This is a genomic window from Phenylobacterium sp. LjRoot97, assembly GCF_964254345.1.
Lineage (GTDB): Bacteria > Pseudomonadota > Alphaproteobacteria > Caulobacterales > Caulobacteraceae > Phenylobacterium.
In genome coordinates, this window is record NZ_CAXUTH020000001.1 from 1,408,759 (window position 1) to 1,434,910 (window position 26,152).

Below are 26,152 nucleotides of genomic sequence, written 5' to 3' on the forward strand. Positions count from 1 at the left end.
GGGGGAGGTGGCTCGGCGCACGGCGCCGAGACGGAGGGGGACTGCTCTTGAGCAGAGCGTCAAAGTCCCCCTCAGCCGGCCTTGCGGCTGGCAGCTCCCCCAAAGGAGGAGCATCTCGTTCGTCCTACTTGCCGTCGGCCGCGCCGCGCAGGCAGTTCAGCCACGCGTCCTCGCGCGCCTTCTCGGCCGCTCGCAGCTTGTCTTCGGCTTCGCGCACGCCGGCGTCGTGCTTGCGCCATTCCAGCACCGCGCCTTCGCGCGCCGCACGGGCCGCTTCCATGGTCGGGAAGCGCGCCAGCACCGCGCGCACGCTGTAGTTCACCGGCGGGCCGACCGTCTCGCGGTCGGGATAGAAGCCGGTGATCGAGTCGGCCGTCTCGTTCTCGATGTGGAAGACGTCGGCCCAGCCCGCGTGGTGGCGCATCAGGGCCCAGGGCCGTTCGATCCGGTCGCTCATGGAGTACTCCTAGAATCCTGGGCCCAAGCTAACGCGGGAGGGAGGGCGCTTTCTACCCCCAGAGCGCGGGACGACGGCCCTTCCAGGGCGCTTCCTTCTCCAATTGGGCCGCCAGCCGGAACAGCGTCGCCTCGTCGGCGAAGCGGGCGGTGAACATCATGCCGATCGGCAGGCCGTCGTCGTCCATCTCCAGCGGCAGCGACAGCGACGGCTGGCCCGAGAAGTTGAACGGCGGGGTGTAGGGGAAGGCCTTGCTCTGGCGCTTGTTCAACTCCTGCGGATCGACCGCCACCGGGTCGATCAGTCCGACCGGCGGCACCGACGTGCCCAGCACTGGGCACAGGTAGACGTCGACGTCCTCGAAGAACATCAGCGTCTTGCGGTTCAGGTCGCGCAGGTCCTGCCAGCCGCGGAACGCCTGCTCGCCGGTCACCTTGCGCCCGCTCTTCAACGCCGCCCAGGTCAGCGGCTCCAGTTCGTGCTCCTGCGGTTCGCGGCCGAGCATGGCCGCCAGCCGCGCGATGTTGGCTGCGAAGTTGGCGCCCGAAACTGGCGCGCGCGCCGTGTAGAGCGCGCGGTAGTCGATGCCCAGGCCCTTCTCGACCACCTCGTGGCCCAGGCCCTTCAGCAGGGCGGCGGTGCGTTCCAGCGCCGCCTGGATCTGCGGCTCGATCGGGCGGCCCGACGGGGTTTCCGACGACCAGGCGATGCGTAGCTTGCCGGGGCTGCGCTCGATCTCCTCCATGTAGGGCCGCTCCTTGTGCGGCGCCTCGAACGGCGCGCCGGGCTCGGGCCGGCCGGTGGCGTCCAGCATGGCGGCGCTGTCGCGCACCGTGCGGGTCACCACGTGATCGACGGAAAAGCCCATGGCGTAGTTGTCGCCGTCCGGCAGGTTCGGGGTGCGGTCGCGGGTGACCTTCAGGCCGACCAGCCCGCAGCAGGCGGCCGGAATGCGGATCGATCCGAGCCCGTCGCTGGCATGGGCCAGCGGCACCATCCCGCTCGCCACCGCCGAGGCCGCGCCGCCTGACGACCCGCCCGAGACGTGGTCGGGGTTCCAGGGATTGCGGCAGGCGCCCAGATAGCCGCCCTCGGTCACCCCGGTGATGCCGTACTCCGGCGTGTTGGTCTTGCCGACCAGCACCACGCCGCTCTCCCGATAGCGCCGGGTCAGCCCGCAGTCGTCCTTGTCCACCCAGCCGGCGGCGAAGCGGCTGCCATAGCTGCGCGGCCAGCCGGCGACCGGCACGCCCAGGTCCTTGATCAGGAACGGCACGCCCTTGAACGGACCGTCGGGCAGCGGCCCCTGGGCGGTCTTGCGGGCCTCGTCATAGGCCTTGAAGACCACGGCGTTCAGGGACGGATTGTGCCGCTCGATCCGCTCGATGGCCGCGTCCACCAGCTCCAGCGGCGTCACCTCGCCCTTGGCCACCAGGGCGGCCAGCGCCAGACCGTCGTGCTCGGAGAAATCGTCCATCGTTCCTACCCTTTGATTTTTCTTATCTTTGGCCGCCGGCCAGGAAGGCCAGCTTCTCGACCGGGGCCAGGCCGCCAGCCTCGCGCTTCAGCGCGCTGAGCGACTCCTCGGCGGCGTTCAGCACCCCGTCGATGTCAGCCTCGGTCATCGCCGCGCACAGGAACATGTTGTGCCAGGGGTGCAGATAGATCCCGCGCTGAAGCATCTGCGAGACGAAGAAGAAGCCCTTCCGCAGGTCCGGGTCGTCGTCGAACAGATAGAGCGGCATCTGCCCCGGTCCGGTGCAGCGCAGGCCGAAGCCGGCTGCGGCGGCGCGTTCAGTCAGCCCCGCCGACAGCCGCGCGCCCATGCCGATCAGCCGCTCCAGGTAGTCGGTGGTGCGCACCAGCCGCAGCGTCTCCAGCGCCGCGGCCATCGGCGCGGCCTGATACCAGAACGAGCCGGTGACATAGATCGAGGCCGCGCCCTTGCGCGCCTTCTCCGAGCCCAGCAGCGCCGAGATCGGATGGCCGTTGGCGATGCACTTGCCCCAGGTCGAGAGGTCCGGCTCCACCCCCACCACCGACCACGAGCAGTCGCGCGCCATCCGCAGGCCGGCCCGCACGTCGTCGACGATCAGCAGCGCCCCGGTCTGGTCGGCCAGTTCGCGGCAGCGGCGGGCATAGGCCGCGTCGGGCGCCGCCTGGTCGATGAAGGCGTCGTGCTTGAAAGGGGCGGCGAAGATCGCGGCCAGGTCGTCGCCGGCCTGCGCCACCGCCGCCTCCAGGCTGGCGACGTCGTTGTAGTCGCAGAAGATCTGGTTCGCGCGGTCCGCCTCGGTGGTGCCGGCTGGCCTGGGCGTGCACCACGGCGAGGCGCCGTGATAGGCGCCCTTGGCCCGCACGATGGTCTTGCGCCGGGTCTGGGCCCGCGCAGTCATCAGCGCCATGGTCGTCGCGTCGGTGCCGTTCTTGCAGAACATCGCCCAGTCGGCGTGGCTGACCAGCAGGGTCATCTCCTCGGCCAGCCGCACCATCAGCTCGGTCGGCCCGGTCAGGGTGTCGCCGAGCCCCAGCTGGCGCACATAGGCCGCGTCGATCTCCGGCTGGCCATAGCCGAACAGGTTGGGGCCGTAGGCGCACATCAGGTCCAGGTAGCGCTTGCCGTCCGCGTCCCAGATGTGCGCGCCCTCGGCGCGGCTGAAGAACTGAGGGTAGTCGTCGGGCAACAGGCCGACCGCCTGGTGGCCGTACATCCCGCCGGGGATCACCGCGGCGGCGCGCTCGCGCAGGGCTCTGTCGTGGCTACGCGTCATGGGGAGTTCTCCGTCGACGAAGGCCGTACCGAGACCTTACGCTGCGAACGCAGTTCGGCAACCGGGGAGCGGGCGATGACGGCGAAGGTTCTGACCCTGGCGGGTCTGGCGATGGCCGCCGCCGCGCCGGCCGGCGCCAACGAGACCTTCAAGGACTGGTGGGTCGCCTGCGACAACACCCGGCAGTGCGCGGCCTTCGGCTTCGCCGGCGAGGCGTTCGAGATGTCCGGCTACCTGAAGGTCGAGCGCGGCGCTCATGCGGCCGAGGCCGCCCAGGCCAGGCTGGTGATGGAGGGGCCGCCCGGTCCCTGGTCGCTCTCGGTCGATGGCAAAGCGCTCACGACCGTCCAGGCGGCCAGCGAGGACGGCGACGGCCGCGCCGCGGCGGCCCTGAGCGCCTCGCAAACATCGGCCGTCCTCGCCGCCGCCGCCAACGGCGAGGCGCTGCAGGTCGCCGCGGCCGGCAAGCCGATCGGCGCGATCTCCCTGGCCGGCAGTTCGGCCGCCCTGCGCTGGATGGACGATCAGCAGAAGCGGGCCGGCGGCGTCACCGCCCTGGTCGCCAGGGGACCGGCGCCGGCCTCCGCTGTGCCCGCGCCGCCGGTTCCGCCGCTGGTCCAGGCCGCGCCGGCGGTATCCCAGGCCGGGCTGCCCTCGAAGCCGCCGCGGGCGGTGATGGCGCTGATGGGCGACTGCGACGACGACATCGCCACGCTGGAGATCGCGCCGATCTCCGCACGCCTGTCGCCCGACCTGACCCTCTGGGCGCCGCTGTGCACGCGCGGGGCCTACAACATGATCTACAGCTTCGCGGTGGTGGACGCGAAGGGCGCGGCCTACCGCCTGCCGATCCGCTATGCCGGCGCCGCCGAGCCGACCAGCGAGCTGATGAACGTCGACTACGACCCGGCGACCCGCACCCTGTCGAACTTCGAGAAGGGCCGGGGCCTGGGCGACTGCGGGGCGGTCAACACCTGGGTCTGGGACGGCAAGGCCTTCGCGCCGACCGCGCAGGACCTGATGGGCGAATGCCGCGGCGTCGGTCCGGACGACTGGGCCACGACCTGGCGCACCCGCGCCAAGTAGTCAGAACATCCCGAGCAGGGTGGCGAAGAAGGCCAGGATCGCCGCGACGATCGCCTTCGACAGCACGATCAGCACCACCACCGACAGGATCGCCGCGATCCAGCCGATCAGCGCCGCCAGCCCGTCGCGCTCGGCCCCGCCGATGGCGAAGGCGGCGATCGCGAAGCTCGGCAGCATGTTCCCGAACGGGATCGGCAGGAACACGATCAGCGACAGCACGAAGCACAGCGCGCCGACCAGCCGGTCGCCCAGCGGGTTGTACATGAAGGTCAGCCGCGGCCGCAGCCGCCGCTCCAGCCGCGCCAAGTGCGGCTTCAGCTTCACCGTCAGGGCGCGGAAGTCGGCCATGCTCATGGTCCGCGACAGCATCACCTTGGGCAGCCACAGGGTCTTGCGGCCCATCGTCCACTGGAAGGTGATGAAAATGAGCGGCGCGCCCAGCAACGCCGAGACGCCGGGCGGCATCGGCAGCACCAGCGGCGCGGCGAACACGAACATCAGCGCCCCGAAGGCGCGATCGCCGAAGGTGTCGAGGAGGTCGCCGACCGAAACCTCGCGGTCCGGGCGCTCCGCGATCAGGTCGAGGAGTTCGGATACGCTCGCGGCTTTACGGTGTTCGGACATTTCAAGCTTCGCGCTAGCACGGCATGGCGCCGTTGCGGAAGGAAAAGCCGCGCTCAAATCGCCTGAACTCACGCGATTGTTGGCGGCGACTCGCATAAGCCGGTCGGGCAGATGTCCCAGCCGCTCCGCCTTGGTCTGTTCTATGCGGCCCTGTTCGTCGGAACCGGGGCGAGCTCGCCGTACATCCCGGTCTGGTTCGCCTCCCGCGGGCTCTCGGGCGCCGAGATCGGGCTGATCCTCTCGGCCCCGATGCTGGCCCGGGCGGTCACCGCGCCGGCCATCGCCATGTGGGCCGACAGCTTCTCCCTGCGGCGCACGCCGCTGATCCTGATGGGGCTGGCCGTGGCGCTGGCCTACAGCCTGCTGCCGCCCCGTTCGGCTTCGCCTGGTGGTTCGGGATCTGGTTCCTGGCCAACACCATCCTCTCGACGATGATCCCGCTGACCGACGTCATCGTCTTTCGCCGGGCGGGCCGGGACGGCTTCAACTACGGCTGGCCGCGCGGCATCGGCTCGGTCGCCTTCATCATCGCCAATGTCGTGGTCGGCGCGTTGCTGGCCCGCTACTCGCCCGAGCTGGTCCTGGTTTGGATCACCGCCGCGGCGATGCTGGCGGCCGGCGCCGCGCGCGGCCTGCTGCCGCCCGATCCGGTGCGCGAGGGCGGCGGGGCCAGCCGGCTCTCCGAGCGCCTCGCCGGGCTGGGCGAGCTGCTGCGCGACCGCAACTTCATGCTGGCGGTGGTGTCGGTCGGCCTGATCCAGTCAGCCCACGCCTTCTACTACTCGTTCTCGACGCTCTCGTGGAAACAGCAGGGCATGCCCGAGAGCGCCACCGGCCTGTTCTGGGGCCTGGCCGTCACGGTCGAGGTCGGCTTCATGTGGTTCATGGAGCCGTGGCGCCGCCGCATCGGCCCGCGCAACCTGCTGGTCATCGGCGGGACCGCCGCCCTGGTCCGCTGGACGGTGCTGGCCTTCTCGCCGCCGCTCTGGCTGCTGCTGCCGATGCAGGCCCTGCACACCTTCACCTACGCCGCGACGTTCCTGGCCTCGCTGCAGCTGGTCGAGAAGCTGTCGACCCCGGCCAACGCCTCGGCCGCCCAGACCATCAACTCGGCGCTCTCCGGCGGCCTGCTGATGGGAGCGGCGACGATCGGCTCGGGTTGGCTGTTCGATCTGGTCGGAGCCAAGGGCTACCTGGCCATGGCGGTGATGTCGGCGCTGGGGCTCATCGGCGCCCTGCGGCTCTACGGCGTCAAGCGGCTCGACCCGTAGCGCCTTCCGCCACGACAGTCTTGCGGGAGGGCCCGAAGGGGCGACTATGCCGCCAGACATAGTCCTAGGGAGGATGCATGCGGGCCTTGGAAGTTTCAGCGCCGTGGGGGTTCGACGCCCTGAAGGTGGTCGACGCGCCCGACCCGACGCCGGGTCATGGCGAAGTGCTGGTCCGTATGAAGGCGGTGTCGCTGAACTACCGTGACATGCTGATGGTCAACGGCATGTACAGCCGTGGCTCGGCCACCGCGGGCGGCAGCATCACGCCCTTTTCCGACGGCTGCGGCGTGGTCGAGGCGGTGGGCCCTGGGGTCACCCGTGTGGCGGTCGGCGACCGGGTCGCGACCCTCTTCTTCCAGAACTGGACCGCGGGGCGCCCGACGCTGGAAAAGCTCAGCTCGTCGCTGGGCTTCCCGATCCCCGGCGCGGGCCGCGAACTCGGCGTCTTCAGCCAGGAGGGCGTCTCCAAGGTCCCGGACTTCCTGACCGACCAGCAGGTCGCGACCCTGCCGTGCGCGGCCCTGACCGCCTGGCGCGGTCTCTTCGAGGACGCGCGGCTCGAACCCGGCGACACGGTGGTGCTGCAGGGCACTGGCGGCGTCTCGATCTTCGGGCTGCAGTTCGCCGCGGCGGCCGGCTACCGCACCGTGATCACCTCGTCCTCGGACGAGAAGCTGGAACGGGCCAAGGCGCTCGGCGCCGACCATCTGGTCAACTACCGGACCACCCCTGACTGGGCCGCGGCGGTGCGCCAGGCCACCGGCGGCGTCGGCGCCGACTTCGTGATGGAGGTCGGCGGCGCCGGCACCATCCAGCAGAGCCTGCGAGCGGTCCGCATCGGCGGCCACATCGCCATCATCGGCGTCGTCGCCGGGGCCGGCGAGGGCGTCAATCCCGGCGTCCTGATCGGAAACAGCGCCCGGCTGCAAGGTCTGTCGGTCGGCTCGCGCGAGATGTTCGAGGCCATGTGCCGCGCCATCGAGCTGCACCGCATCGAGCCGGTGGTGGACAAGGTTTTCCCTTGGACGGACGTCGCCAAGGCGTTCGCCGCCATGCAGGGCGGAGAGCATTTCGGAAAGATCGTCCTGCAGTTCTGATCGGAGGCGTGGAGATGCGTACGACGGGCATCAACCACCTGGCGCTGGTCTGCCGGGACATGGCCGAGACGGTCCGCTTCTACAGCGAGATCCTCGGCATGCCGCTCTACAAGACTGTCGCCCTGCCGGACGGCGGCCAGCACTTCTTCTTCGACTGCGGGGGCGGGGACTCGGTCGCCTTCTTCTGGTGGCCCGACGCCCCGCCCGCCGCGCCGGGGATCGCCTCGGTCAAGCAGTTCCCGGAGGAGCCGAGGTCGGCGATCGGCTCGATGAACCACGTCGCGTTCAACGTGCCCGAGGACAAGCTCGACGAGTACCGCCAGCGGCTGGTCGACGCCGGGGTGAAGGTGCTGCCGAACATGGTGGTCAATCACGACGACAGCCCGATGGGCGTCAGCGCCGAGAACCACGCGGGCGTCTTCTTCCGCTCGGTCTACTTCACCGATCCGAACGGCATCATGCTGGAGCTCGCCGCCACCACCCGGTCCTTCGGTCCAGGCGACGTCAAGCATGCGCCGGCCAGCGCCGCGCGCGTGGAGGCCTGAGGATGCCGCGCCTGCGCCAGGTGCCCCGCGCCGAAGCCGACCCCAAGGTCCTGCGCAGCTACGACCTGCTGTTCGGCGAGCGCGACCCGGTCGCGCAGCCGGGAACCAGCACCGGCACCCCAGGCGACTGGTGGACCGTCTTCGCCAACGTCCCGGACGTGCTGGAGCACTGCAACCGCGGCTTTGCGCTCTATCGCAGTCCCGACCGCAAGCTCGACCCGGTGCTGCGCGAGCTGGCCCAGACCCGGGTCGGCTTCAACAAGGCCAGCCAGTTCGTGTTCTCGCAGCACTGCAAGTCTTTGCGCGGGCTTGCGGTTTCCGAGGACCGCATCGCGGCCGTGCCCCACTGGCAGGTCGCCGACTGCTATTCGGCGCAGGAGCGGGCCGTTCTGGCCTATGCCGACTGCCTCTCGCTGCAGGCCGGCCGCACGCCCGAGCCGGTGTTCGCGGCGCTGAAAGCCTTCCTCAGCGATCACGAGATCCTCGAACTGACCTACATCACCTGCATGTACGACATGCACGCGGTGATGAGCCGGGCCCTGCGCACCGAGTGGGACGACCGCGACGACCCCATCGTCGAGGTCGCCGCGCCCGAGGACTTCAGCGGCGCCGACTTCCTCGACATCGGCCGGCGGTCTTAGCGCCCTCGCCACCACTCATCTCGGCCAACACCGGGGAGCGGCCCAAGGTCAAGCTCCCTCTCCCCGGCAGGGAGAGGGAGGTGCACTCACGGGGAGGGCAGATGAAGCGCCTACTGCTGGTTGGCCGGCTCGGCCGAAATCTCTTCGAGGGTCCGGCCGACCGCCTTGGCCCCGTAGTCCAGGGCGACGTCGCCCAGCGACAGGATCCCGGCCAGACGGCCGTCGCTGTAGACCAGCAGGCGGCGGACCTGATGCGCGCCCATCTTGGCGGTCGCGTCGGCCAGGTTGTCGTCGGCGTGGCAGGACTGCACGTCGTCGGTCATGATGTCGGAGACCGGCGCGTCCAGCGCGCCGCCGTCGGCGACCACCCGCACCACGATGTCGCGGTCGGTGACCACGCCTAGCACCTTGCCGTCTTCGGCGACCGGGATCACGCCGCTGTCGATCTCCGACATCATGCGCGCGATGTCCTTGATCGAGGTCTTCGGTTTGGCGGTGACCACCTGGGCGGTCATGACTTCGCTGACTTTCAAGACAGCTCTCCTTCCGTGGATGGAGTGCTTGAACCCCGGCCGGGGCCGTCCGTTCCCCTTGGGGAAGCTCGCGAAGGCGTTACTCACCAGGGGTGGCGGCGGCCATACTCCTGATTGTGCGGACCCGGTGGAGGCCCTAGACCGCAGCATTCTTTAAAGCATAGGTCGCGAGGATCCGATGAAGTTCAAGAGCCTGGAGGACTGCCTCAATACCGTTGCGGCCGACAACGAAGGACAGCCTGAGTTCCTTCAGGCGGTGACCGAGGTGATGACCAGCCTCTGGCCGTTCATCGAGCGCAATCCGGCCTATGCCGAACAGGGCCTGATCCACCGCCTGGTCGAACCCGAGCGCATCATCATCTTCCGGGTGCCGTGGGTGGACGACAAGGGCGAGGTCCACGTCAACCGCGGCTACCGCATCCAGCACAGCTCGGCGATCGGGCCCTACAAGGGCGGCATCCGCTTCCACCCGACCGTGAACCTGTCGGTGCTGAAGTTCCTGGCCTTCGAGCAGACCTTCAAGAACGCCCTGACGACCCTGCCGATGGGCGGCGGCAAGGGCGGCTCGAACTTCGATCCCAAGGGGCGCAGCCGGGGCGAGACGATGCGCTTCTGCCAGGCCTTCGTGTCGGAGCTGTTCCGGCACATCGGTTCGGACACTGACGTGCCGGCCGGCGACATCGGGGTCGGCGGCCGCGAGGTCGGCTACATGGCCGGCATGATGAAGAAGCTCACCAACCGCGCCGACGCGGTGTTCACGGGCAAGGGCCTGAGCTTCGGCGGCTCGCTGATCCGTCCGGAGGCGACCGGCTACGGCACGGTCTATTTCGCCGAGGAGATGCTGAACCACGCCGGCCGCTCGATGGAGGGCCAGCGCGTCTGCGTCTCCGGCTCGGGCAATGTCGCCCAGTACGCCGTCGAAAAGGCGATGCAGATGGGCGCGCGGGTCATCACCGTCTCCGACTCCAGCGGCACGGTGATCGACGAGGACGGCTTCACGCCCGAAAAGCTCGCCGAGCTCATGGAGGTGAAGAACCACTATTTCGGTCGGGTGTCCGACTACGCGACCAAGCTGGGCCTGCGGTTCGAGGCCGGGATCCGTCCCTGGAGCGTGCCCTGCGACGTGGCGCTGCCCTGCGCCACCCAGAACGAGCTCGGCCGCGAGGACGCCGAGACCCTGATCGCCAATGGCGTCGTCTGCGTCGCCGAGGGCGCGAACATGCCCTCGACCATCGAGGCGGTGAAGGCCTTCGAAGAGGCCGGCGTGCTGTTCGGGCCGGGCAAGGCGGCCAACGCCGGCGGCGTGGCGACCTCGGGCCTGGAGATGAGCCAGAACGCCATGCGGCTCTCGTGGCCGCGCGAGGAGGTCGATCGCCGCCTGCTGGAGATCATGCGCGGCATCCACGCCTCCTGCCTGCGCTACGGCCAGCGGGCCGACGGCTCGGTCAGCTATGTCGACGGCGCCAACATCGCCGGCTTCGTGAAGGTCGCCGACGCCATGTCGGCGCAGGGTGTAATCTAGGGCGCGGCGCTCACCCGCGCGGCCAGGTACTGCTCAGGGGCGCCCTCGACCGCATCGGGCACGCTGGCGCTGACGCTGGCGTCGATCCCGCGTTCGCGCAGCACGCCCGCCACCGCCTCGCCCCGCGCCTGGGCTACGCGCAGGTCCGCGGCGCGTGGTCCGCGCGAGCCGGGCGTCGCCAGACCCTCGACCTTGGCCGTCTTCAGGCCCCATCGGTTCAGCGCCCAGGCGATGGTCTCGGCTGTTCGGCGGCCCTCGGCGTCCAGGGCGCTCGTCCCATAGGCGAACGGCACGGCTGGCAGCGCAGCGAGGGGCGGGACGATCCGCACTTGCGTCTGCGGCAGGAAACGCTGGGCGGCCTGTTCGGCGGCCCGATACTCGGCCAGGACCGGCGCGCCGTTGAGCACGAGGCTGGCCTCGATTTCATCGCCGTCGCGTCGCACGGATTCCACCCGTCCGACGCCTGACAGCATGGCGCGCAGCTTCTGCTCCGGGCCGGCTGGGGCGTTGGTCGGCGTGACCCGGTTGGCCAAGGCGCCGCCGCTGCTTGCCGCGGGCGGGACGCCAGTGTCGGTGACGATCTGCTCGATTTCGACCGTGGCGCCGGCCTTGAGCTGGCGGGCCACCTCTGCCTGCGCGCCTGGAACGTACTTGCGCGTGACGACCACGGCCTGCACGGCGCTGGTCCCGCCATGCCCGGTCTCGACCACCAGTTCGGTGATGTGCGGCGAGGCGCCGGCGAACGCCTCGGTCACCACGCCCCGCACGCGGGCGGTCTCGCGGGCCTCGATGACAATGCTGCGCAGCGAGACCGCCAGCGGCAGGCTCAGCGCTGTCATGATCCCCAGCAGCGCCCAGGTCTCCCAGGCCCGGCCCTCTCGTGCCTGCGGTCGGAAACCGTAGCGTCGGGCGACGCCGTAGACCGCGCCGAGGATCGAGACCACGTTGGTCAGGAAAAGCAGCCCGGCCCCGCCCGCGATCTGCCAGTTCGCCGTGGCCAACCCGTAGCCCACGACCGCCAGCGGCGGCATCAGCGCGGTGGCGATGGCGACCCCGGCGATCGCGCCGCCCTTGCGGTTGACGGTCAGGTAAGCCCCGACGAAGCCCGACAGCAGGGCGACGATCAGGTCCAGCAGGGTGGGGCGCGTGCGCGAGAGGATCTCGGGCGTCGCGTCCTTCAGCGGCGAGATCCAGACGATCAGGATCGAGGCGGCCACCGATAGGGCCGCGCCGATCGCCAGGGCGGCGGCCGCTGAACGGAAGGCGCGGGTGTCGAGCCGGGCGAGCGCCATCCCCATCGCCATGATCGGCCCCATCAGCGGCGAGATCAGCATCGCGCCGATGATCACCGCCACCGACGACTGCAGCAGGCCGAGCGCGGCGATGCCGCAGGCGCTGAACAGCATGAAGGCGTAGGCCGGCGTCAGTTGGCCGGCTTCGTAGATCTCAGCCGCCGTGACGCTGCGCTCGCTGTCGCTGAGCAGGCGGGCAGGGGGCTCCACGGCCTCGCGGATGGCCTCGACCGTCTGGCCGATCACGGACTTGGACGCCGCCATGCCGATCCTCCCGACTCGCACCGCCACCATAACGCGCGGGGCGGAGCGGGCCAGGGATCGTCAGATCGAGTAGTCGAGCTCGCCTTCCAGCCAGGCGACGATCTTCTCGGCCGCGTCGGCTGGCGACATCGCGGTGGTGTCGATGACGATCTCGGCGTTCTCGGGCGCCTCGTAGGGGCTGTCGATGCCGGTGAAGTTCTTGAGCTCGCCGGCCCGGGCCTTCTTGTAGAGGCCCTTCACGTCGCGCTGCTCGGCGACCGCGAGCGGCGTGTCGACGAAGACCTCGACGAAATCGCCCTCGGCCTGCAGCTCCCGCGCCAGCCGGCGTTCGGCCCGGAACGGCGAGATGAAAGACACCAGCACGATCAGCCCGGCGTCGACCATCAGCTTCGAAACCTCCGCCACCCGGCGGATGTTCTCGACCCGGTCCTCGTCAGTGAAGCCGAGGTCCTTGTTCAGGCCGTGGCGCACGTTGTCGCCGTCGAGCAGGTAGGTGTGGCGTCCGTCGGCGTGCAGCCGCTTCTCGACCAGATTGGCGATCGTCGACTTGCCCGAGCCCGAGAGCCCGGTCAGCCAGACGACCCGGCCGCGTTGGCCCTTGAGCGCCGCACGGCTGGCCTTGTCGACGTCCAGCGCCTGCCAGTGGATGTTCTGGCTGCGGCGCAGGGCGAAGTGCAGCATGCCGGCCCCGACGGTCCGGTTGCTGATCCGGTCGATCAGGATGAAGCCGCCGAGGTCGTGGTTCTCGGCATAGGCGTCGAACGCGATCGGCGCGTCGAGCGAGAGGTTGCAGACCCCGATCTCGTTGAGCTCCAGCCGCTTGGCGGCCAGGTGCTCGAGGGTGTTTACATTGACCTTGTACTTCGGCTCGGTGACCTGGGCCGAAACCACGCGGGTCCCGACCTTGAGCAGGTAGGGGCGGCCGGGCAGCATCGCCTCGTCGTCCATCCAGACGATGGTCGCCTCGAACTGGTCGGCGGTCGGCGGCGGCGATCCGGCCTCGGAGATGACGTCCCCGCGCGAGATGTCGATCTCGTCCTTCAGGGTCAGGGTGACCGACTGTCCGGCCACCGCTTCGGCAAGGTCGCCGCGGAATGTGACGATACGGTCGATAGTGCTCTCGCGGCCCGAGGGCAGGGCCTTGATCTTGTCGCCCGGACGCACGGTTCCGGACGAGATCAGCCCTGAAAAACCACGGAAATCCAGGTTCGGGCGGTTGACCCACTGCACCGGCATGCGGAACGGCTGCTCGCGCAGATCGTCCTCGACAGGCAGGGTCTCCAGCAGCGGCATAAGGGCCGGTCCCTCGTACCAGGGCGCAGCCTCGCTGCGGCTGGTGATGTTGTCGCCTTTCAAGGCGGACATGGGGATTGCGGTGTAGTCCTTGATGCCGATCTGGGCGGCGAAATCGGCATATTCCTGCAGGATCGCGTCGTAAACCTGCCGGTCCCAGCCCACCAGATCCATCTTGTTGACGGCCAGAACCACGTGCCGGATGCCCAGCAGCGAGACCAGATACGAGTGCCGGCGGGTCTGGGTCAGCACGCCCTTGCGCGCGTCGATCAGGATGACGGCGGCGTCGGCGGTCGAGGCGCCGGTGACCATGTTGCGCGTGTACTGCTCGTGGCCGGGCGTGTCGGCGACGATGAACTTGCGCTTGTCGGTCGAGAAGAAGCGATAGGCGACGTCAATGGTGATGCCTTGCTCGCGCTCGGCGGCCAGGCCGTCGACCAGCAGGGCGAAGTCGATGTCGCCGCCCTGGGTGCCGACCTTCTTGGAGTCTGCTTCGAGCGCGGCCAGCTGGTCCTCGAAGATCATCTTCGAGTCATAGAGCAGGCGGCCGATCAGGGTCGACTTGCCGTCGTCCACCGAGCCGCAGGTCAGGAACCGCAGCAGGCTCTTGCGCTCGTGCGCGGACAGGTACGCCTCGATGTCCTCGGCGATGAGTGCGGACTGGTGGGCCATCAGAAGTAGCCCTCTTGCTTCTTCTTCTCCATCGAGGCGGCCTGGTCGTGGTCGATCATCCGACCCTGGCGCTCCGACGTCGTGGTGAGCAGCATTTCCTGAATGATTTCAGGCAGCGTGGCGGCGGTGGACTCGACCGCGCCGGTCAGCGGGTAGCAGCCGAGGGTGCGGAAGCGCACCGACTTCTGCATCGGAACCTCGCCCGGGCGCAGCGGCATGCGGTCGTCGTCGACCATGATCAGCGTGCCGTCGCGTTCCACCACCGGCCGCACCTGCGAGAAGTACAGCGGCACGATCGGGATGTTCTCAAGGTGGATGTATTGCCAGATGTCCAGCTCGGTCCAGTTGGAGATCGGGAACACCCGGATGCTCTCGCCGGGGTTCTTCCGGGTGTTGTAGAGCCGCCAGAGTTCCGGGCGCTGGTTCTTCGGATCCCAGCGGTGCTGGGCCGAGCGGAACGAGAAGATGCGCTCCTTGGCGCGGCTCTTCTCCTCGTCGCGGCGCGCGCCGCCGAAGGCCGCGTCGAAGCCGTACTTGTCGAGCGCCTGCTTCAGGCCCTCGGTCTTCCAGATGTCGGTGTGCAGTGCGCTGCCGTGGTCGAACGGGTTGATGTTCCGCGCGACCGCCTCGGGATTTTTGTGGACCAGCAGCTCGAAGCCGAGCTCCTTGGCCATGCGTTCGCGCATTTCGTACATCGCCTGGAACTTCCAGGTCGTGTCGACGTGCAGCAGCGGGAAGGGCGGCTTGGACGGATAGAACGCCTTAGCCGCGAGATGCAGCATCACGGCGGAGTCCTTGCCGATCGAATAGAGCATCACCGGGCGTTCGGCCTCGGCCGCCACCTCGCGCATGATGTGGATGCTCTCGGCTTCCAGGCGCTGAAGATGAGTCAGCGTTTCGGGAGCGATCGCCGGCGCCTTGGCCTGCATCAGGGCTGTACCTTGCACGTGAACCTCGGGCCTCACCCTGAATTCTAACAACGAAAAAGTCCGCCCGTCGCTGCTGACGCGCCGCGCGGATTGGCCCTGAGCGACGGCTTACGGGACCCGAGGACCGATGACGATAGAGATTTACTGACAGGCCGACGAGGAAAATGGCGCCGTCCGAAAGCCGCCAAACCTAGACCGGTCATGTCCGAAAACCGCGAGACATGCGCCGCTCATAGGCCGATCATCGCGCCATGGATATGGATGACGACGCCTGCTACCGCGCCTTCCAGATGCGCGACGCCCGCTTCGACGGACGCATCTTCAGCGGCGTGACCAGCACCGGGATCTATTGCCGGCCGATCTGCCCGGCCCGCACGCCCAAGCGCGAGAACATGCGCTTCTACCGCTCGGCGGCGGCCGCTCAGGAGGCCGGGTTCCGGCCCTGCCTGCGCTGCCGGCCAGAGACCTCGCCGGACCTGGGGTCATGGCGGGGCACCTCGAATACGGTCTCCCGCGCTCTGGGCCTGATCGAAGCTGGAGCGCTCGACAACGGCGACGTCGACAGCCTGGCCGAGCGGCTGGGGGTCGGTGAACGACAATTGCGGCGGCTGTTCCAGCAGCATGTCGGCGCCTCGCCGGTCGCGGTCGCCCAGACCCGGCGGGTGCTGCTGGCCAAGCAACTGCTGCACGAGACACGTATGCCGATGGCCGAGGTGGCGTTGGCCGCCGGCTTCGGCAGCGTGCGGCGCTTCAATGAGACCTTCCAGCAGCTGTTCGACCGCCCGCCGGCCAAGCTGCGCCGGCTGGGCGGCGCCGAGGTCGCGGCCGGGGAGGGCGGCGCGGCGACCATCCGGCTGCCCTATCGCGCCCCCTATGACTGGCAGGCGATGCAGGCCTTCCTGACGGCGCGGGCCATTCCCGGCGTCGAGGTAGTGCGTGACGGCCGCTATGCGCGGACCCTCAGCGTCGGCCAGGCGCGCGGCGTGGTGATGATCGAGCCGGGCGAAGGCGCGTACCTGAAGGTCACCCTGCGCTTTCCCAAGGTCGAGGTCTGGCCGGCGGTGATCGCCCGCGTGCGGCGGGTGTTCGACCTGGCCGCCGATCCGGCGGTCATCGAGGCGCACTTGTCCGAGGATCCGGATCTGGCGCCGCTGGTGGCCGCGCGGCCTGGCCTGCGCGCTCCTGGCGCCTGGGACGGGTTCGAACTGGCCGTGCGCGCGGTGCTCGGCCAGCAGATCACCGTGCAGGCCGCCCGGGTGCTGGCCGGCAAGATCACCGCCGAGCACGGCGCGCGGCTGGAGGACGAGGCGGCCAATGCGCTAGGCCTCACCCACTTCTTCCCCGAGCCGGCGGCGCTGGCGCTGGTCGACGTCGAGACGTTGGCGATGCCCAGGGCGCGCGGCCGCGCGCTGGTCGGGCTGGCCGCCGCCGCCGCCGCGGATCCGGAACTGTTCGGCATGCGCCGCAGCCTGGACGACGCGGTCGCTGCGCTGCGCGCCCTGCCGGGGATCGGGGAGTGGACGGCGCAGTACATCGCCATGCGGGCGCTGCGCGAACCCGACGCCTTCCCCAGCGCCGACATCGGCTTGATGCGGGCGCTGGAGGGCCCGGACGGCGTGCGACCGACCGCGGTCGAGCTCCTGGCGCGAGCCGAGCGCTGGCGTCCGTGGCGCGCCTATGCGGCCTCGCATCTCTGGGCGGCCGACCCGAAAAACCCCTCGGAGAGCAAGCATGCCAAGGCCGCCTGAAGTCCTGACCCTCGACCGCCTGGCGACGCCGCTTGGCGAGGGGCTGCTGGTCACCGACGCCGACGGCTGTCTGCGCGCCTTCGACTGGACCACGCACGAGGCGCGGCTGACCACGCTGCTGCGGCGGCAGAACCCGCCGACCGACCTTGTCCAGGGCTCGGCCCCGGCCGAGACACGCGCGGCGCTGGAGGGCTATTTCGCCGGCGACCTGGCGGCGTTGGAGACGATCTCCTGGCGCACCGGCGGGACCGAGTTTCAGCGCGCGGTCTGGAGCGCCCTGTGTTCGATCCCCGCGGGCGAGACCCTGACCTACAAAGGGCTGGCCGAGCGCATCGGCCGTCCGAAGGCCATCCGCGCCGTGGGCCTTGCCAACGGCTCCAACCCCGTCTCGATCGTCGTGCCCTGTCACCGGGTGATCGGCGCCGACGGAACCTTGACCGGCTACGGCGGCGGACTTGATCGCAAGCACTGGCTGCTCAGCCACGAAGGAGCGGCTTTCGTCGACAAGTGATCGACGCTTCATGACTGAAATTTCATGTTGCGACACATCGCCCGATGACAGCGACCATCGTATAACGTCGCTCGCTGGAATCGTGTCGGACGGACGGGAGAGTTCCGATGCAGACCTTTACCGAGATCGTGGCTGCCGTGGTGGTGTCGTCATCCGCTGCGGCCTATTCGCATTTCGGCGTGACGCTGGACGCTCAGCAGGTCGAAAAGCCTGTTCCGGCCGAGCGCACGGTCGCCCGCACGACCAGCCGCAAGGCCGCCTCCGCCCCAGCGCCGCGGGTGATCGCCAAGTCCGGCAAGGGCCCGACCATGGTCCGCGAAATCTGTCCTGAGACCCGCGCCAAACTGCTGCGGACCTGAGGGCGCGGGCCCGCGCCCGCCGATCAGTGCTTTGCCTCGCGGGCGTTCGCCGGTAATCCTTCGATCCTGGGTGCAATGACTTGGCGCGCGTGTGTTTGCGCGCTCGCCGGCTGGGGTGGAAGGCCGCTTACGACGGGCCATGAAGATCAAGAAGCGGCATCAACCGGTCGACCTGCAATCGCTTGACGGAGAAGGCGCGCCGACGCCCGAGCCCGTCGATACGGCCGAGGCCGCCGCGGCCGATCAGGCCTTCGCCTTCGCCCCGCCGCCGTCCGGCGACCTGGCCATGGAGGGCAAGACCACGACGCCCGCCAGCGCGTCGGCGTCGGGCCTGGCCCCCCGCATTCCGGTCGCCCGGACCACGACGGTGGCGCCGTCTTCGGGCTGGACGATCTACATGGCGGCCCTCGTGGTGTCGGTGCTGTGGGCCTGCGCGCCGATCGCCTTCGCCTGGGGCTATCGCCGGTCGGTCGCGCCGTTCGACTTCGAGCCGTTCGCGGTCGCCGTGTTCGCGGCGCTGGCCATCGGCCCCGCGGCCCTGGTCTGGGCGCTGGCCTACATGGTGCGGCAGGGGCAACTGCTGGGCGCCGAGGCCCGGCGCACCAAGGCCTTGGCCGACGAGATGGTCACCCCGGCCATGGCCGCCGGCGCCCAGACCGTCGACTTGGTCCACGCCATGCGCGACGAAATCGCCCGCGCCGGAGCCGCGGCGCAGGAGGCCCGTGACACGATTATCGTCCTGCGCCAGGCGCTGGCCGGCGAGAGTGAGGAACTGGCCGCCGCCGCCGCCAACGCCGCGCGCACCGCCCAGGGACTGTCCGAAACCCTCGGTCGCGAGCGCAGCGAACTGGGCGGCCTGGCCCAGACGCTGGATTCCCAGGCGACCGCCGTCGCCGACGCCATCACCCGCCAGGCCAAGATGGTCGGCGAAGCGTCCGACCTGGCCGAAGCGCAGCTGCGCGAGGCCGAGGCCTCGCTCGCCGCGCGCGCCGCCGATCTGGCCGCCGCCGCCGGCGAGACCAGCGACGCCGCACGTGTCGCCGCAGAGGACCTGACCCGCCACATCGCCCGGCTGGAGACCGCGGGCCTTGGCGTCACCGAGCAGATCGGCGCGGTCGAGAAGGGGCTGACCGAGCAACGCGCCGGACTGGTCACGGCCGCCCATGCGCTGCGCGCCGATCACGAAGGCTTCGCCGCCCAGGCCGAGACCCAAACCGCGCAACTGTCGGAGTTCATCGGCCAGGCGCGGCTGTCGGCCGCCGAGATGGGCGATCGCGCCGTGAAGGGCGGCGAGGCGCTGCGCCAGCTGATGGCCGAGGCGACCGCGCAGTTCCGCGAGTTGGCAGAGACGGCCAAGGCCGAACGCGACGAATTCGGTCAGTCGACCCTGCACTCGGTGGAAGCCGTGGCGCAGGCGGCCGCCGCCGAACGGACGCGCCTGGAAGATCAGACCCGGGCCGCCATCGCCGCCATGACCCAGGCGGCTGAAGACACCCGCCAAGTCGCCGCGCGCCACGCCGAGACCGCGCGCGACCAGGTCGACCAGTTGTCGGAAGCGGCCTTCACCGCCGGCCAGCAGGCCAACAAGGTGTTCGAGGCGAGGCTGGACGAGGCGCGCGCGCTGATCGAACAGTCGTCTAAGATGGTCGAGCAGGCCGGCGCTGCGACCATCAGCAAGTTGGACGAGGGCGCCCGCGCCGCTCGCGCCACGCTTGACGAACTGACCAGCATGCTGGGCGACATCGAGGAGCGGGCGACCAAGCTGCCCGCCGCGGCGCGCGACCGCGCCGAAGAGGTCCGCATGGCGGTGGCCGAAAGCATCGACGAACTGATGGATCACGCGCGGCGCACCGCCGACGAGACCCAGGCGATCGACGAGGCCTTCCAGGATCGTGTGCGGCGCAACTACGACATGTTGAGCGAGGCCGTGCGGCTGATGGGCTCGGTGGCGACGGCGAGCGCGCCGCCGCTGGCGCCCCCGCCTGCGCGCGAGCGGCCCGAGCGCGTGTCGCTGCGCGCCAGCCTGACAAAGGCTCCTGAGCCGGTTGCGGCGCCCGAACCTGACCTGGCGCCCGAGCCGGCCGATGAGCCTGACGAGCTGGAGCTCAACGAGCCCTTGCCGGCGGAGGAGGGCGCTGAGCGTGGCCGACCGCGCCTGCGGCTGACGCCGACGGCGACCGACGCCGAATTCTCGCACGTCTTCGAGCAGGCCGGCGGTCGCCAAGAGGAACCTGCCGCCGACGGCTGGACCTGGAAGGACCTGCTGTCCTCGCTCGAGGAGCACGACGACGGCGCGGAGGCCGAAGCGGAGGCGGCCTCCCGGCCGCTGGAGGAGATACTGGCCGGCGAGATTTCCGCCATGGGCATTGACCCGACGGCGCTGTTGCCGCGCAGCCGGATCCATGAACTGGCGGTGGCGCTGCAGGTCCGTGACGTCGACGGCGCGCGGGCGGTGGTGCGCAAGCTGGCGCCGGCCGCCACGCGGCGCCTGACCCGCAAGCTGTTCACCGACGAGCCGCTGAAGCGCCAGGTCATGACCTATCTGGCCCGCTACAACGAACTGCTGGAGGACGCCGCAGAGCGCGACGCCGAGGGCTTCGTCGTCGAGACGCTGCTGAGCTCGGAGGCCGGCCGAACCTACCTGCTGTTCGACGCGGCGGCCGGCGACCTGGCTTGACGCGGCGCCTGGCCGTCCGGGACGAGCGCTGGCCGTTGGCCGGCGCCTTCGTGATCGCGCGGGGGGCCAAGACCGAGGCCCATGTCATCGTCGCCGAGATCAGCGAAGGCGGCGCGACCGGGCGCGGCGAGGCGGTGCCCTATGCCCGCTACGGCGAGACGGTGCAGGGCGAGATCGCGCGGATCGACGCCGCGCGGACGGCGGTGGAGGCGGGACTGACCCGCCAAGCGCTGCAGGACGCGCTGCCGCCCGGGGCGGCCCGCAACGCCCTGGACTGCGCGCTGTGGGACCTGGAGGCCAAGCTCAGCGGCGTGCCGGCTTGGCAGGCCGCGGGGCGGACGCGCATGGACCCGGTGAAGACCTGCTACACCATCAGCCTGGACACCCCCGAGGCAATGGCCGAGGCGGCGCGGCCGATGGCGCGGCGTCCGTTCCTGAAGCTGAAGATCGGCGGCCCGGACGATCTGGACCGCGTGGCGGCGGTGCGCGCCGCTGCGCCCAAGACCCGGCTGATCGTCGACGGCAACGAGGGACTCAGCTTCGACGACCTGGTCCGGCTGGCGCCGGAGTTCGCCCGTCTGGACGTCAAGATGATCGAGCAGCCGCTGCACGCGGACGCCGACGAGGCGCTGGAGGGGTGGACCAGCCCGGTCATGCTGTGCGCCGACGAGAGCCTGCATACGCGCCGCGAACTGGCGACGTGCGCGCGTCGTTACGGCGCGGTCAATGTCAAATTGGACAAGGCCGGCGGGCTCACCGAGGCCCTGGCCCTGGCTGCCGAGGCGCGGGCGCTGGGGCTCGACCTGATGGCGGGTTGCATGGTGGCGACTTCGCTGTCCATGGCGCCGGCGATGATCATCGCTCAGGGTGCGAAGGTCGCCGACCTTGACGGCCCATTGTTGCTGGCCCGGGACCGGGATCCGGGGCTGGTTTTCGACGGCTCGCTGATTTTTCCGCCTACGCCGGAGCTTTGGGGCTAGGCTGTAGTTCCTATATTCTGGCGATGACGTGGGAACGTGATGGCTGATGATAAGGAACGCGCGCACGGGGCCTGGCGGGCCGCCGAGCGCATCAAGCGCCTCTCAGACCGGCTGGTCGGGATCGGGCCCGTGGGCATCGGTCTGGACGGCGTGCTGGCCTGGGTGCCGGTGGCCGGGACGGCCTACAGCCTCGGTGCAGGCGGATTGCTGCTCTATCAGGGCGTCGTGGCCGGGGCGTCGTTGCCGACGCTGGCGAGGATGGCCGCCTATGTGCTGCTGGACTCGGCTGCGTCGGTCCCGCCGGTAATCGGCTGGGCGGTGGACGCCCTGTTCCCCGGCCACCTGATGGCGGCCCGCGCGCTGCAGAAGGATATCGAGGCGCGGCACGGCGCTTCGGAGCTGCCGGCGACTTGGTACGGCAAGCCGGGACGGCGCGCGAAGCCGGTGAGGATCACGCCCAAGACGGTCTAGAGCGGCGGAGACACGGCGATGTTCAAGCACGTGAAGTTCGCGGGACTGCCGGTGAGCGACCAGGATCGAGCCGTCGCCTTCTATCGCGACGTGATGGGTCTGGTGCTGGCGGCGGACCAACACTACGGCAGCGGTTGGCGCTGGATCGAGTTCGAGGTGCCGGGCTCGCCGACCAAGATCCTGTTCGAGAAGCGCGCGAATGAAGCGCCGGGCGAGCAGCCGAGCCTGATCCTCGTCGTCGCGGATTTGGATCAGGCCTTCAGCGAGCTAAACGGCCGCGGGGTAGTGTTCGACCAGGAGCCGATCGACGCCCCCTGGTCGCCGAAGGAGCGCTACGCCCTGCTGCGCGACAGCGAAGGTAATCTGGTGATGATTGGGTCGGGCTAGGCCGCGGCCGGCGCGACGCTCTGAAGCACTTCGAAGCCCTCGAACTGGGGGTGGCCCATGTAGAGCGGCTTGTTGTCGCCGGCGCCGCGGTGCGCCAGGCGGAAGGCCTCTGACTTGGTCCAGGCCTCGAAAGCCCCCTTCGACGCCCAGCGCGAGTGCGAGGCGTAGAGCGTGTGATCCTCGTGCTCGGGGCCGCGCAGCAGGCTGAACCCGAGGAAGCCGGGCACCGATTCCAGATGCGTCTCACGCGAGAGCCAAACGGCTTCGAAGGCGCCTTCCTGTCCGCGCAGGACCTGGAAGCGGTTCATGGCGATGAACATGGCGTACTCCTGCTCTGGCCCGCCAGTCTGCCTTGGAAGCGCAGGGCGCGCCAGCGTCCGCCTCGGTCAGGCCTTCTCGAGCTGGGCGTAGCCCATCTGCTCGTTGAGCCGCTCGAGCACCTCGATCGCCGCCTCGGGCACCACCGTGCCGGGGGTGAAGATCGCCGCGACGCCGGCGTCGCGCAGGGCCTGGAAGTCCTCGGGCGGGATGACGCCGCCGACCACGACCAGGATGTCGGCGCGGCCGAGCTTGGCGAGTTCGTCCTTGAGTTCCGGCACCAGGGTCAGATGGCCCGCGGCGAGCGAGCTCGCGCCGACCACGTGGACATTCTCGGCGACCGCCTGGGCGGCGGCTTCGGCCGGGGTCTGGAACAGGTTGCCGATGTCGACGTCGAAGCCGAGGTCGGCGAAGCCGGAGGCGATCACCTTCTGGCCGCGGTCGTGGCCGTCCTGGCCCATCTTGGCGATCATCACCCGCGGCTTGCGGCCGTCGGCCTGGCGGAAGGCGTCGGTCATGGCCTTGGCGCGCTGGGCCTGAGGCGTGGCGCCGGACTCGCGCAGGTAGACGCCGGTGACCGCCGAGGCCTCGGCGGCGTGGCGGCCGAACACCTTTTCGAGCGCCAGGCTGATCTCGCCGACCGTCGCCTTGGCGCGGGCGGCGTCGACCGAGAGCTCGAGCAGGTTGCCATTGCCCGCCGCGCCGTTGTTCAGGGCGGTGAGGGCGGCTTCGACGGCGACCGGGTCGCGCTCGGCGCGCAGGCGCTTCAGCTTTTCGAGCTGACGTTCACGCACGGCGGTGTTGTCGACCTTGAGCACCGGGATCTCGTCGGCGACCTCGGGTTTGTAGCGGTTCACGCCGACGACGCTCTGGCGGCCGGCGTCGATACGCGCCTGGGTGCGGGCGCTGGCTTCCTCGATGCGGCGCTTGGGCAGGCCGTCCTCGATGGCCTTGGCCATGCCGCCCAGGGCTTCGACCTCGGCGATGTGCTCCAGGGCGCGGGCGGCGAGGTCGGCGGTCAGGCGCTCGACATAGTACGAGCCGCCCCACGGGTCGACGACGCGGGTCTGGCCGCTTTCGAGCTGGAGGAACAGCTGCGTATTGCGCGCGATCCGGGCCGAGAAGTCGGTCGGCAGGGCCAGGGCCTCGTCGAGCGAATTGGTGTGCAGGCTCTGGGTCTGACCGCCGGTGGCGGCGATGGCTTCGACCAAGGTGCGGGGCACGTTGTTGTAGACGTCGTGCGCGGCGAGGCTCCAGCCGCTGGTCTGGGTGTGGGCGCGCAGGCTGAGCGAGCGCGAGTCCTTGGGATCGAACTCGTCCTTCATCAGCTGGGCCCACAGCAGGCGCCCGGCCCGCTGCTTGGCGATCTCCATGAAGGCGTTCATGCCGGCGTTCCAGAAGAACGACAGGCGCGGCGCGAACTGGTCGACGGTCATGCCGGCGGCGACGCCTGCACGCACGTACTCGATGCCGTCGGCGAGGGTGTAGGCCAGTTCCAGGTCCAGCGTCGCGCCGGCCTCCTGGATGTGATAGCCGCTGATCGAGATCGAGTTGAACTTCGGCATTTCGCGCGAAGTGTATGAAAAGATATCGGAAATGATCCGCATCGAGGGCGATGGCGGATAGATGTAGGTGTTCCGGACCAGGAACTCCTTGAGGATGTCGTTCTGGATCGTGCCCGACAGCTTGGCGTGCGGCACGCCCTGTTCCTCGGCGGCTACGATGTAGAGCGCCAGGATCGGCAGCACCGCCCCGTTCATGGTCATCGACACGCTCATCTTGTCGAGCGGGATGCCGTCGAACAGCGTGCGCATGTCGAGGATGGAGTCGATGGCGACGCCCGCCATGCCGACATCGCCCTTCACCCGCGGGTGATCGCTGTCGTAGCCGCGGTGGGTGGCGAGGTCGAAGGCGACCGACAGGCCCATCTGACCGGCGGCCAGGTTGCGGCGATAGAAGGCGTTGGAGTCCTCGGCCGTGGAGAAGCCCGCATACTGGCGGATCGTCCACGGGTTGGTCAGGTACATGGTCGGATAGGGCCCGCGCACGAACGGCGCCAGGCCCGGATAGCCGGTGCTCAGACCCTCGATGTCGGCGCGCCCGTAGGCCGGGCGGACGGCGATGCCCTCCGGTGTCTCCCAGGCGGGGCCTGTGGCGAGCGGCGTCGCGGCGCCCGAGGCGTCGAAGGGGAGGGTGGCGAAGTCGGGGAACTGGCTCATCGTGCGGCCTCGTGCGGCGCGGCGATACGGATCGGGGCGAGCGGGGGGCAGCGGCCGTCGGGGCCGGGCAATCGGGGCGCAGGACCCTCGACGGCGACGGCAGACGCGCGCTCGACCTCGACGGGCGCGTCCTGGGTCGGCGGGAAAGCGGTGACGCCGACGATCTTGGGCGGGCCAGCGGCCTCGCGGGCGTCGCGCACGGCGGCGACCTGGTCGGCGATGTGGCCCGAGGCCAAGGCCGCCACGGCGCCGCCCTGAGCTTCGATTGCCTGGAACTGGGCCCAGGCGGCGCGGGCCATCTCGTCGGTGAGCGCTTCGATGTAGCCCGAGCCGGCGGCGGGGTCGCCGACGCGGCCGAGATGGGCCTCTTCCATCAGCACCAGTTGGGCGTTGCGGCTCTGGCGGCGCGCGAATGCGGTCGGCAGGCCGATGGCGTCAGTGAACGCGCCGAGCACTACGGCGTCGGCGCCGCCAACCGCCGCCCCGAACCCGGCCGAAGTCAGGCGCAGCATGTTGGTCCAGGGATCCTGCACCGCGAGCATGCGCTGCGAGGAGCGGGCTTCGATCCGGGCCGGCGCGGTGACGCCGCAGGCCTTGGTCAATTGGGCCCACAGCACCCGGGCGGCGCGGAACTTGGCTATGGAGGCGAAGTAGTCGGCGTCGGCGGAGAGACCGAGATAAATGCCCGCGAACGCCTGTTCCATGGTCAAGCCGGCACGGACCAGCGCCTTGGCGTAGGCGAGGGCGGAGGCCAGCGCGAAGGCCAGTTCGCCGGCCTCGCCGCCGCCGGCCTCGTGGATCACACGCCCGGAGGCGAGGAACAGGCCGGCTTTGGGATAGGATTCGGCCAGCCGCGCGGCGACCGTGGCGGCCGAGACCAGGTGGCTCTCGACTGGGCCGGGGCTCTCGCCGGCGCGCGCGAAGGCGCTGAGCGGATCGATGTGGAACAGCAGCAGGGCGGCGGGCGAGCCCTTTGCGGCGGAGGCCAGCCAGTCGGCCGCCTTCGGTCCCAGGAAACCAGCGTCCAGCGCCATCGGGGCCAGTTCCAGCAGCACGCCGTCGAGCACGCGAGCCAGGTCGGCGGCCGAACCAACAGCCACGCCACGCTCGCCGGCGGGATCGATACAGATGAGGCCCGACGCCGCGCCGCCCTCAAGGTCGGCCAACAGGTCGGTGCGAGCCCGCGCCGGGTCCGGATGAGCCACGGCGGCGCGCAGATCCCACGGGCGATCGGCGTCATGCGGCCGCGGGGCGAACCGGGCTCCATCAGGCGCCGCTTCGTAGAGCGGGGCGATGGGCAGACCCTCGAGCGTGGTGCGTTGAAGGCTCTCGAAGGGAGCGTCCTTCAGGGTCTTTTCCACCAGGGCGCGCCAATCGGCGGCGGTGGCGGGCGGGAAGGCGCCGGAAGCGAACGAAGTTTCGGTCATCAGCCTGTCATTGCGGCCTGTCGAACCGACGCGTCAAGTTCACGCGGGGTCATGCGGC

25 protein-coding genes are annotated in these 26,152 nt (G+C 70.0%); 14 read left to right on the top strand and 11 right to left on the bottom strand.

Annotated features, from left to right (window positions below; translation table 11 throughout):
• Window positions 1-124 precede the first annotated feature (124 nt).
• From ACSQ2H_RS06815 to ACSQ2H_RS06825, 3 genes are read right to left on the bottom strand one after another with little or no spacing between them, the layout of a single operon-like run.
• Window positions 125-457, bottom strand: a complete 333-nt coding sequence (locus ACSQ2H_RS06815) for a hypothetical protein (RefSeq protein ID WP_183777139.1) — start codon at window positions 455-457, stop codon at window positions 125-127.
• A gap of 52 nt (window positions 458-509) precedes the next feature.
• Window positions 510-1,934 (bottom strand): amidase, encoded by a 1,425-nt coding sequence (locus tag ACSQ2H_RS06820; protein ID WP_436060685.1) that lies wholly within the window; start codon window positions 1,932-1,934, stop codon window positions 510-512.
• 22 nt (window positions 1,935-1,956) lie between these two features.
• Window positions 1,957-3,228, bottom strand: coding sequence for an aminotransferase class III-fold pyridoxal phosphate-dependent enzyme (locus ACSQ2H_RS06825; RefSeq protein WP_436060686.1), 1,272 nt, complete (start codon window positions 3,226-3,228; stop codon window positions 1,957-1,959).
• Window positions 3,229-3,303: 75 nt separating this feature from the next.
• Here ACSQ2H_RS06825 and ACSQ2H_RS06830 point away from each other — a divergent pair, with 75 nt between their 5' ends.
• Window positions 3,304-4,314, top strand: a complete 1,011-nt coding sequence (locus ACSQ2H_RS06830) for a DUF1176 domain-containing protein (RefSeq protein ID WP_436060687.1) — start codon at window positions 3,304-3,306, stop codon at window positions 4,312-4,314.
• Here the strand turns inward: ACSQ2H_RS06830 and ACSQ2H_RS06835 are convergent, their stop codons facing one another.
• Window positions 4,315-4,938, bottom strand: coding sequence for an exopolysaccharide biosynthesis protein (locus tag ACSQ2H_RS06835; protein WP_436060688.1), 624 nt, complete (start codon window positions 4,936-4,938; stop codon window positions 4,315-4,317).
• Window positions 4,939-5,049: 111 nt separating this feature from the next.
• On the opposite strand from ACSQ2H_RS06835, the gene ACSQ2H_RS06840 reads away from it, so the two are divergent.
• The 5 genes from ACSQ2H_RS06840 to ACSQ2H_RS06860 all read left to right on the top strand — a co-directional run bounded on the left by ACSQ2H_RS06840 (window position 5,050) and on the right by ACSQ2H_RS06860 (window position 8,492).
• Window positions 5,050-5,373, top strand: a complete 324-nt coding sequence (locus ACSQ2H_RS06840) for an MFS transporter (protein WP_436060689.1) — start codon at window positions 5,050-5,052, stop codon at window positions 5,371-5,373.
• The gene (locus tag ACSQ2H_RS06845; protein ID WP_436060690.1) at window positions 5,370-6,209 is read left to right on the top strand and encodes an MFS transporter; all 840 of its coding nucleotides are present in this window, start codon (window positions 5,370-5,372) and stop codon (window positions 6,207-6,209) included. Before ACSQ2H_RS06840 ends, ACSQ2H_RS06845 begins: the two co-directional genes overlap by 4 nt.
• A gap of 77 nt (window positions 6,210-6,286) precedes the next feature.
• Window positions 6,287-7,306, top strand: a complete 1,020-nt coding sequence (locus ACSQ2H_RS06850; RefSeq protein ID WP_436060691.1) for a zinc-dependent alcohol dehydrogenase family protein — start codon at window positions 6,287-6,289, stop codon at window positions 7,304-7,306.
• 14 nt (window positions 7,307-7,320) lie between these two features.
• Complete coding sequence (locus ACSQ2H_RS06855; protein ID WP_436060692.1) at window positions 7,321-7,851, top strand: VOC family protein; 531 nt, start codon at window positions 7,321-7,323, stop codon at window positions 7,849-7,851.
• A 2-nt stretch (window positions 7,852-7,853) separates the two neighbouring features.
• On the top strand, window positions 7,854-8,492 hold the full coding sequence (locus tag ACSQ2H_RS06860) for a carboxymuconolactone decarboxylase family protein (RefSeq protein WP_436060693.1): 639 nt from the start codon (window positions 7,854-7,856) through the stop codon (window positions 8,490-8,492).
• A gap of 110 nt (window positions 8,493-8,602) precedes the next feature.
• Here the strand turns inward: ACSQ2H_RS06860 and ACSQ2H_RS06865 are convergent, their stop codons facing one another.
• Window positions 8,603-9,025: a CBS domain-containing protein gene (locus ACSQ2H_RS06865; protein WP_436060694.1), complete on the bottom strand. Its 423-nt coding sequence runs from the start codon at window positions 9,023-9,025 to the stop codon at window positions 8,603-8,605.
• Between the two features lie 178 nt (window positions 9,026-9,203).
• Here ACSQ2H_RS06865 and gdhA point away from each other — a divergent pair, with 178 nt between their 5' ends.
• A complete protein-coding gene (gene gdhA / locus ACSQ2H_RS06870; protein ID WP_436060695.1) occupies window positions 9,204-10,547 on the top strand; it encodes an NADP-specific glutamate dehydrogenase in 1,344 nt (447 codons plus the stop codon).
• Here the strand turns inward: gdhA and ACSQ2H_RS06875 are convergent.
• From ACSQ2H_RS06875 to cysD, 3 genes are read right to left on the bottom strand one after another with little or no spacing between them, the layout of a single operon-like run.
• On the bottom strand, window positions 10,544-12,103 hold the full coding sequence (locus tag ACSQ2H_RS06875; RefSeq protein WP_436060696.1) for a DUF389 domain-containing protein: 1,560 nt from the start codon (window positions 12,101-12,103) through the stop codon (window positions 10,544-10,546). The two genes, gdhA and ACSQ2H_RS06875, sit on opposite strands and share 4 nt — an antisense overlap.
• Window positions 12,104-12,163: 60 nt before the next feature.
• The gene (gene cysN, locus ACSQ2H_RS06880) at window positions 12,164-14,068 is read right to left on the bottom strand and encodes a sulfate adenylyltransferase subunit CysN (protein WP_436060697.1); all 1,905 of its coding nucleotides are present in this window, start codon (window positions 14,066-14,068) and stop codon (window positions 12,164-12,166) included.
• Window positions 14,068-14,997, bottom strand: a complete 930-nt coding sequence (gene cysD, locus ACSQ2H_RS06885; RefSeq protein WP_183776734.1) for a sulfate adenylyltransferase subunit CysD — start codon at window positions 14,995-14,997, stop codon at window positions 14,068-14,070. Before cysD ends, cysN begins: the two co-directional genes overlap by 1 nt.
• 257 nt (window positions 14,998-15,254) lie before the next feature.
• Here cysD and ACSQ2H_RS06890 point away from each other — a divergent pair, with 257 nt between their 5' ends.
• The 7 genes from ACSQ2H_RS06890 to ACSQ2H_RS06920 all read left to right on the top strand — a co-directional run bounded on the left by ACSQ2H_RS06890 (window position 15,255) and on the right by ACSQ2H_RS06920 (window position 22,130).
• Complete coding sequence (locus ACSQ2H_RS06890) at window positions 15,255-16,745, top strand: AlkA N-terminal domain-containing protein (protein WP_436060698.1); 1,491 nt, start codon at window positions 15,255-15,257, stop codon at window positions 16,743-16,745.
• On the top strand, window positions 16,729-17,256 hold the full coding sequence (locus tag ACSQ2H_RS06895) for a methylated-DNA--[protein]-cysteine S-methyltransferase (protein ID WP_436060699.1): 528 nt from the start codon (window positions 16,729-16,731) through the stop codon (window positions 17,254-17,256). Before ACSQ2H_RS06890 ends, ACSQ2H_RS06895 begins: the two co-directional genes overlap by 17 nt.
• 107 nt (window positions 17,257-17,363) lie before the next feature.
• Window positions 17,364-17,615, top strand: a complete 252-nt coding sequence (locus tag ACSQ2H_RS06900; RefSeq protein WP_436060700.1) for a hypothetical protein — start codon at window positions 17,364-17,366, stop codon at window positions 17,613-17,615.
• 139 nt (window positions 17,616-17,754) lie between these two features.
• The gene (locus tag ACSQ2H_RS06905) at window positions 17,755-20,292 is read left to right on the top strand and encodes a polar localization protein TipN (RefSeq protein WP_436060701.1); all 2,538 of its coding nucleotides are present in this window, start codon (window positions 17,755-17,757) and stop codon (window positions 20,290-20,292) included.
• On the top strand, window positions 20,289-21,272 hold the full coding sequence (gene dgcA / locus ACSQ2H_RS06910; RefSeq protein ID WP_436060702.1) for an N-acetyl-D-Glu racemase DgcA: 984 nt from the start codon (window positions 20,289-20,291) through the stop codon (window positions 21,270-21,272). The genes ACSQ2H_RS06905 and dgcA overlap by 4 nt, the downstream gene beginning before the upstream one ends.
• A gap of 39 nt (window positions 21,273-21,311) precedes the next feature.
• Entirely contained in the window at window positions 21,312-21,743 is a 432-nt protein-coding gene (locus ACSQ2H_RS06915) for a DUF4112 domain-containing protein (RefSeq protein WP_436060703.1), read from the top strand.
• A gap of 18 nt (window positions 21,744-21,761) precedes the next feature.
• On the top strand, window positions 21,762-22,130 hold the full coding sequence (locus ACSQ2H_RS06920) for a VOC family protein (protein WP_436060704.1): 369 nt from the start codon (window positions 21,762-21,764) through the stop codon (window positions 22,128-22,130).
• On the opposite strand, the gene ACSQ2H_RS06925 is transcribed toward ACSQ2H_RS06920, so the two are convergent.
• The 3 genes from ACSQ2H_RS06925 to ACSQ2H_RS06935 form a co-directional block, all read right to left on the bottom strand.
• Window positions 22,127-22,450: an antibiotic biosynthesis monooxygenase family protein gene (locus ACSQ2H_RS06925; RefSeq protein WP_436060705.1), complete on the bottom strand. Its 324-nt coding sequence runs from the start codon at window positions 22,448-22,450 to the stop codon at window positions 22,127-22,129. The two genes, ACSQ2H_RS06920 and ACSQ2H_RS06925, sit on opposite strands and share 4 nt — an antisense overlap.
• Window positions 22,451-22,516: 66 nt before the next feature.
• Window positions 22,517-24,667: a methylmalonyl-CoA mutase gene (gene scpA / locus ACSQ2H_RS06930; protein WP_436060706.1), complete on the bottom strand. Its 2,151-nt coding sequence runs from the start codon at window positions 24,665-24,667 to the stop codon at window positions 22,517-22,519.
• Window positions 24,664-26,094 carry a methylmalonyl-CoA mutase family protein gene (locus ACSQ2H_RS06935; protein ID WP_436060707.1) on the bottom strand — a complete coding sequence of 477 codons (1,431 nt, stop codon included), beginning with the start codon at window positions 26,092-26,094 and terminating at the stop codon, window positions 24,664-24,666. Before ACSQ2H_RS06935 ends, scpA begins: the two co-directional genes overlap by 4 nt.
• Window positions 26,095-26,152 lie beyond the last annotated feature (58 nt).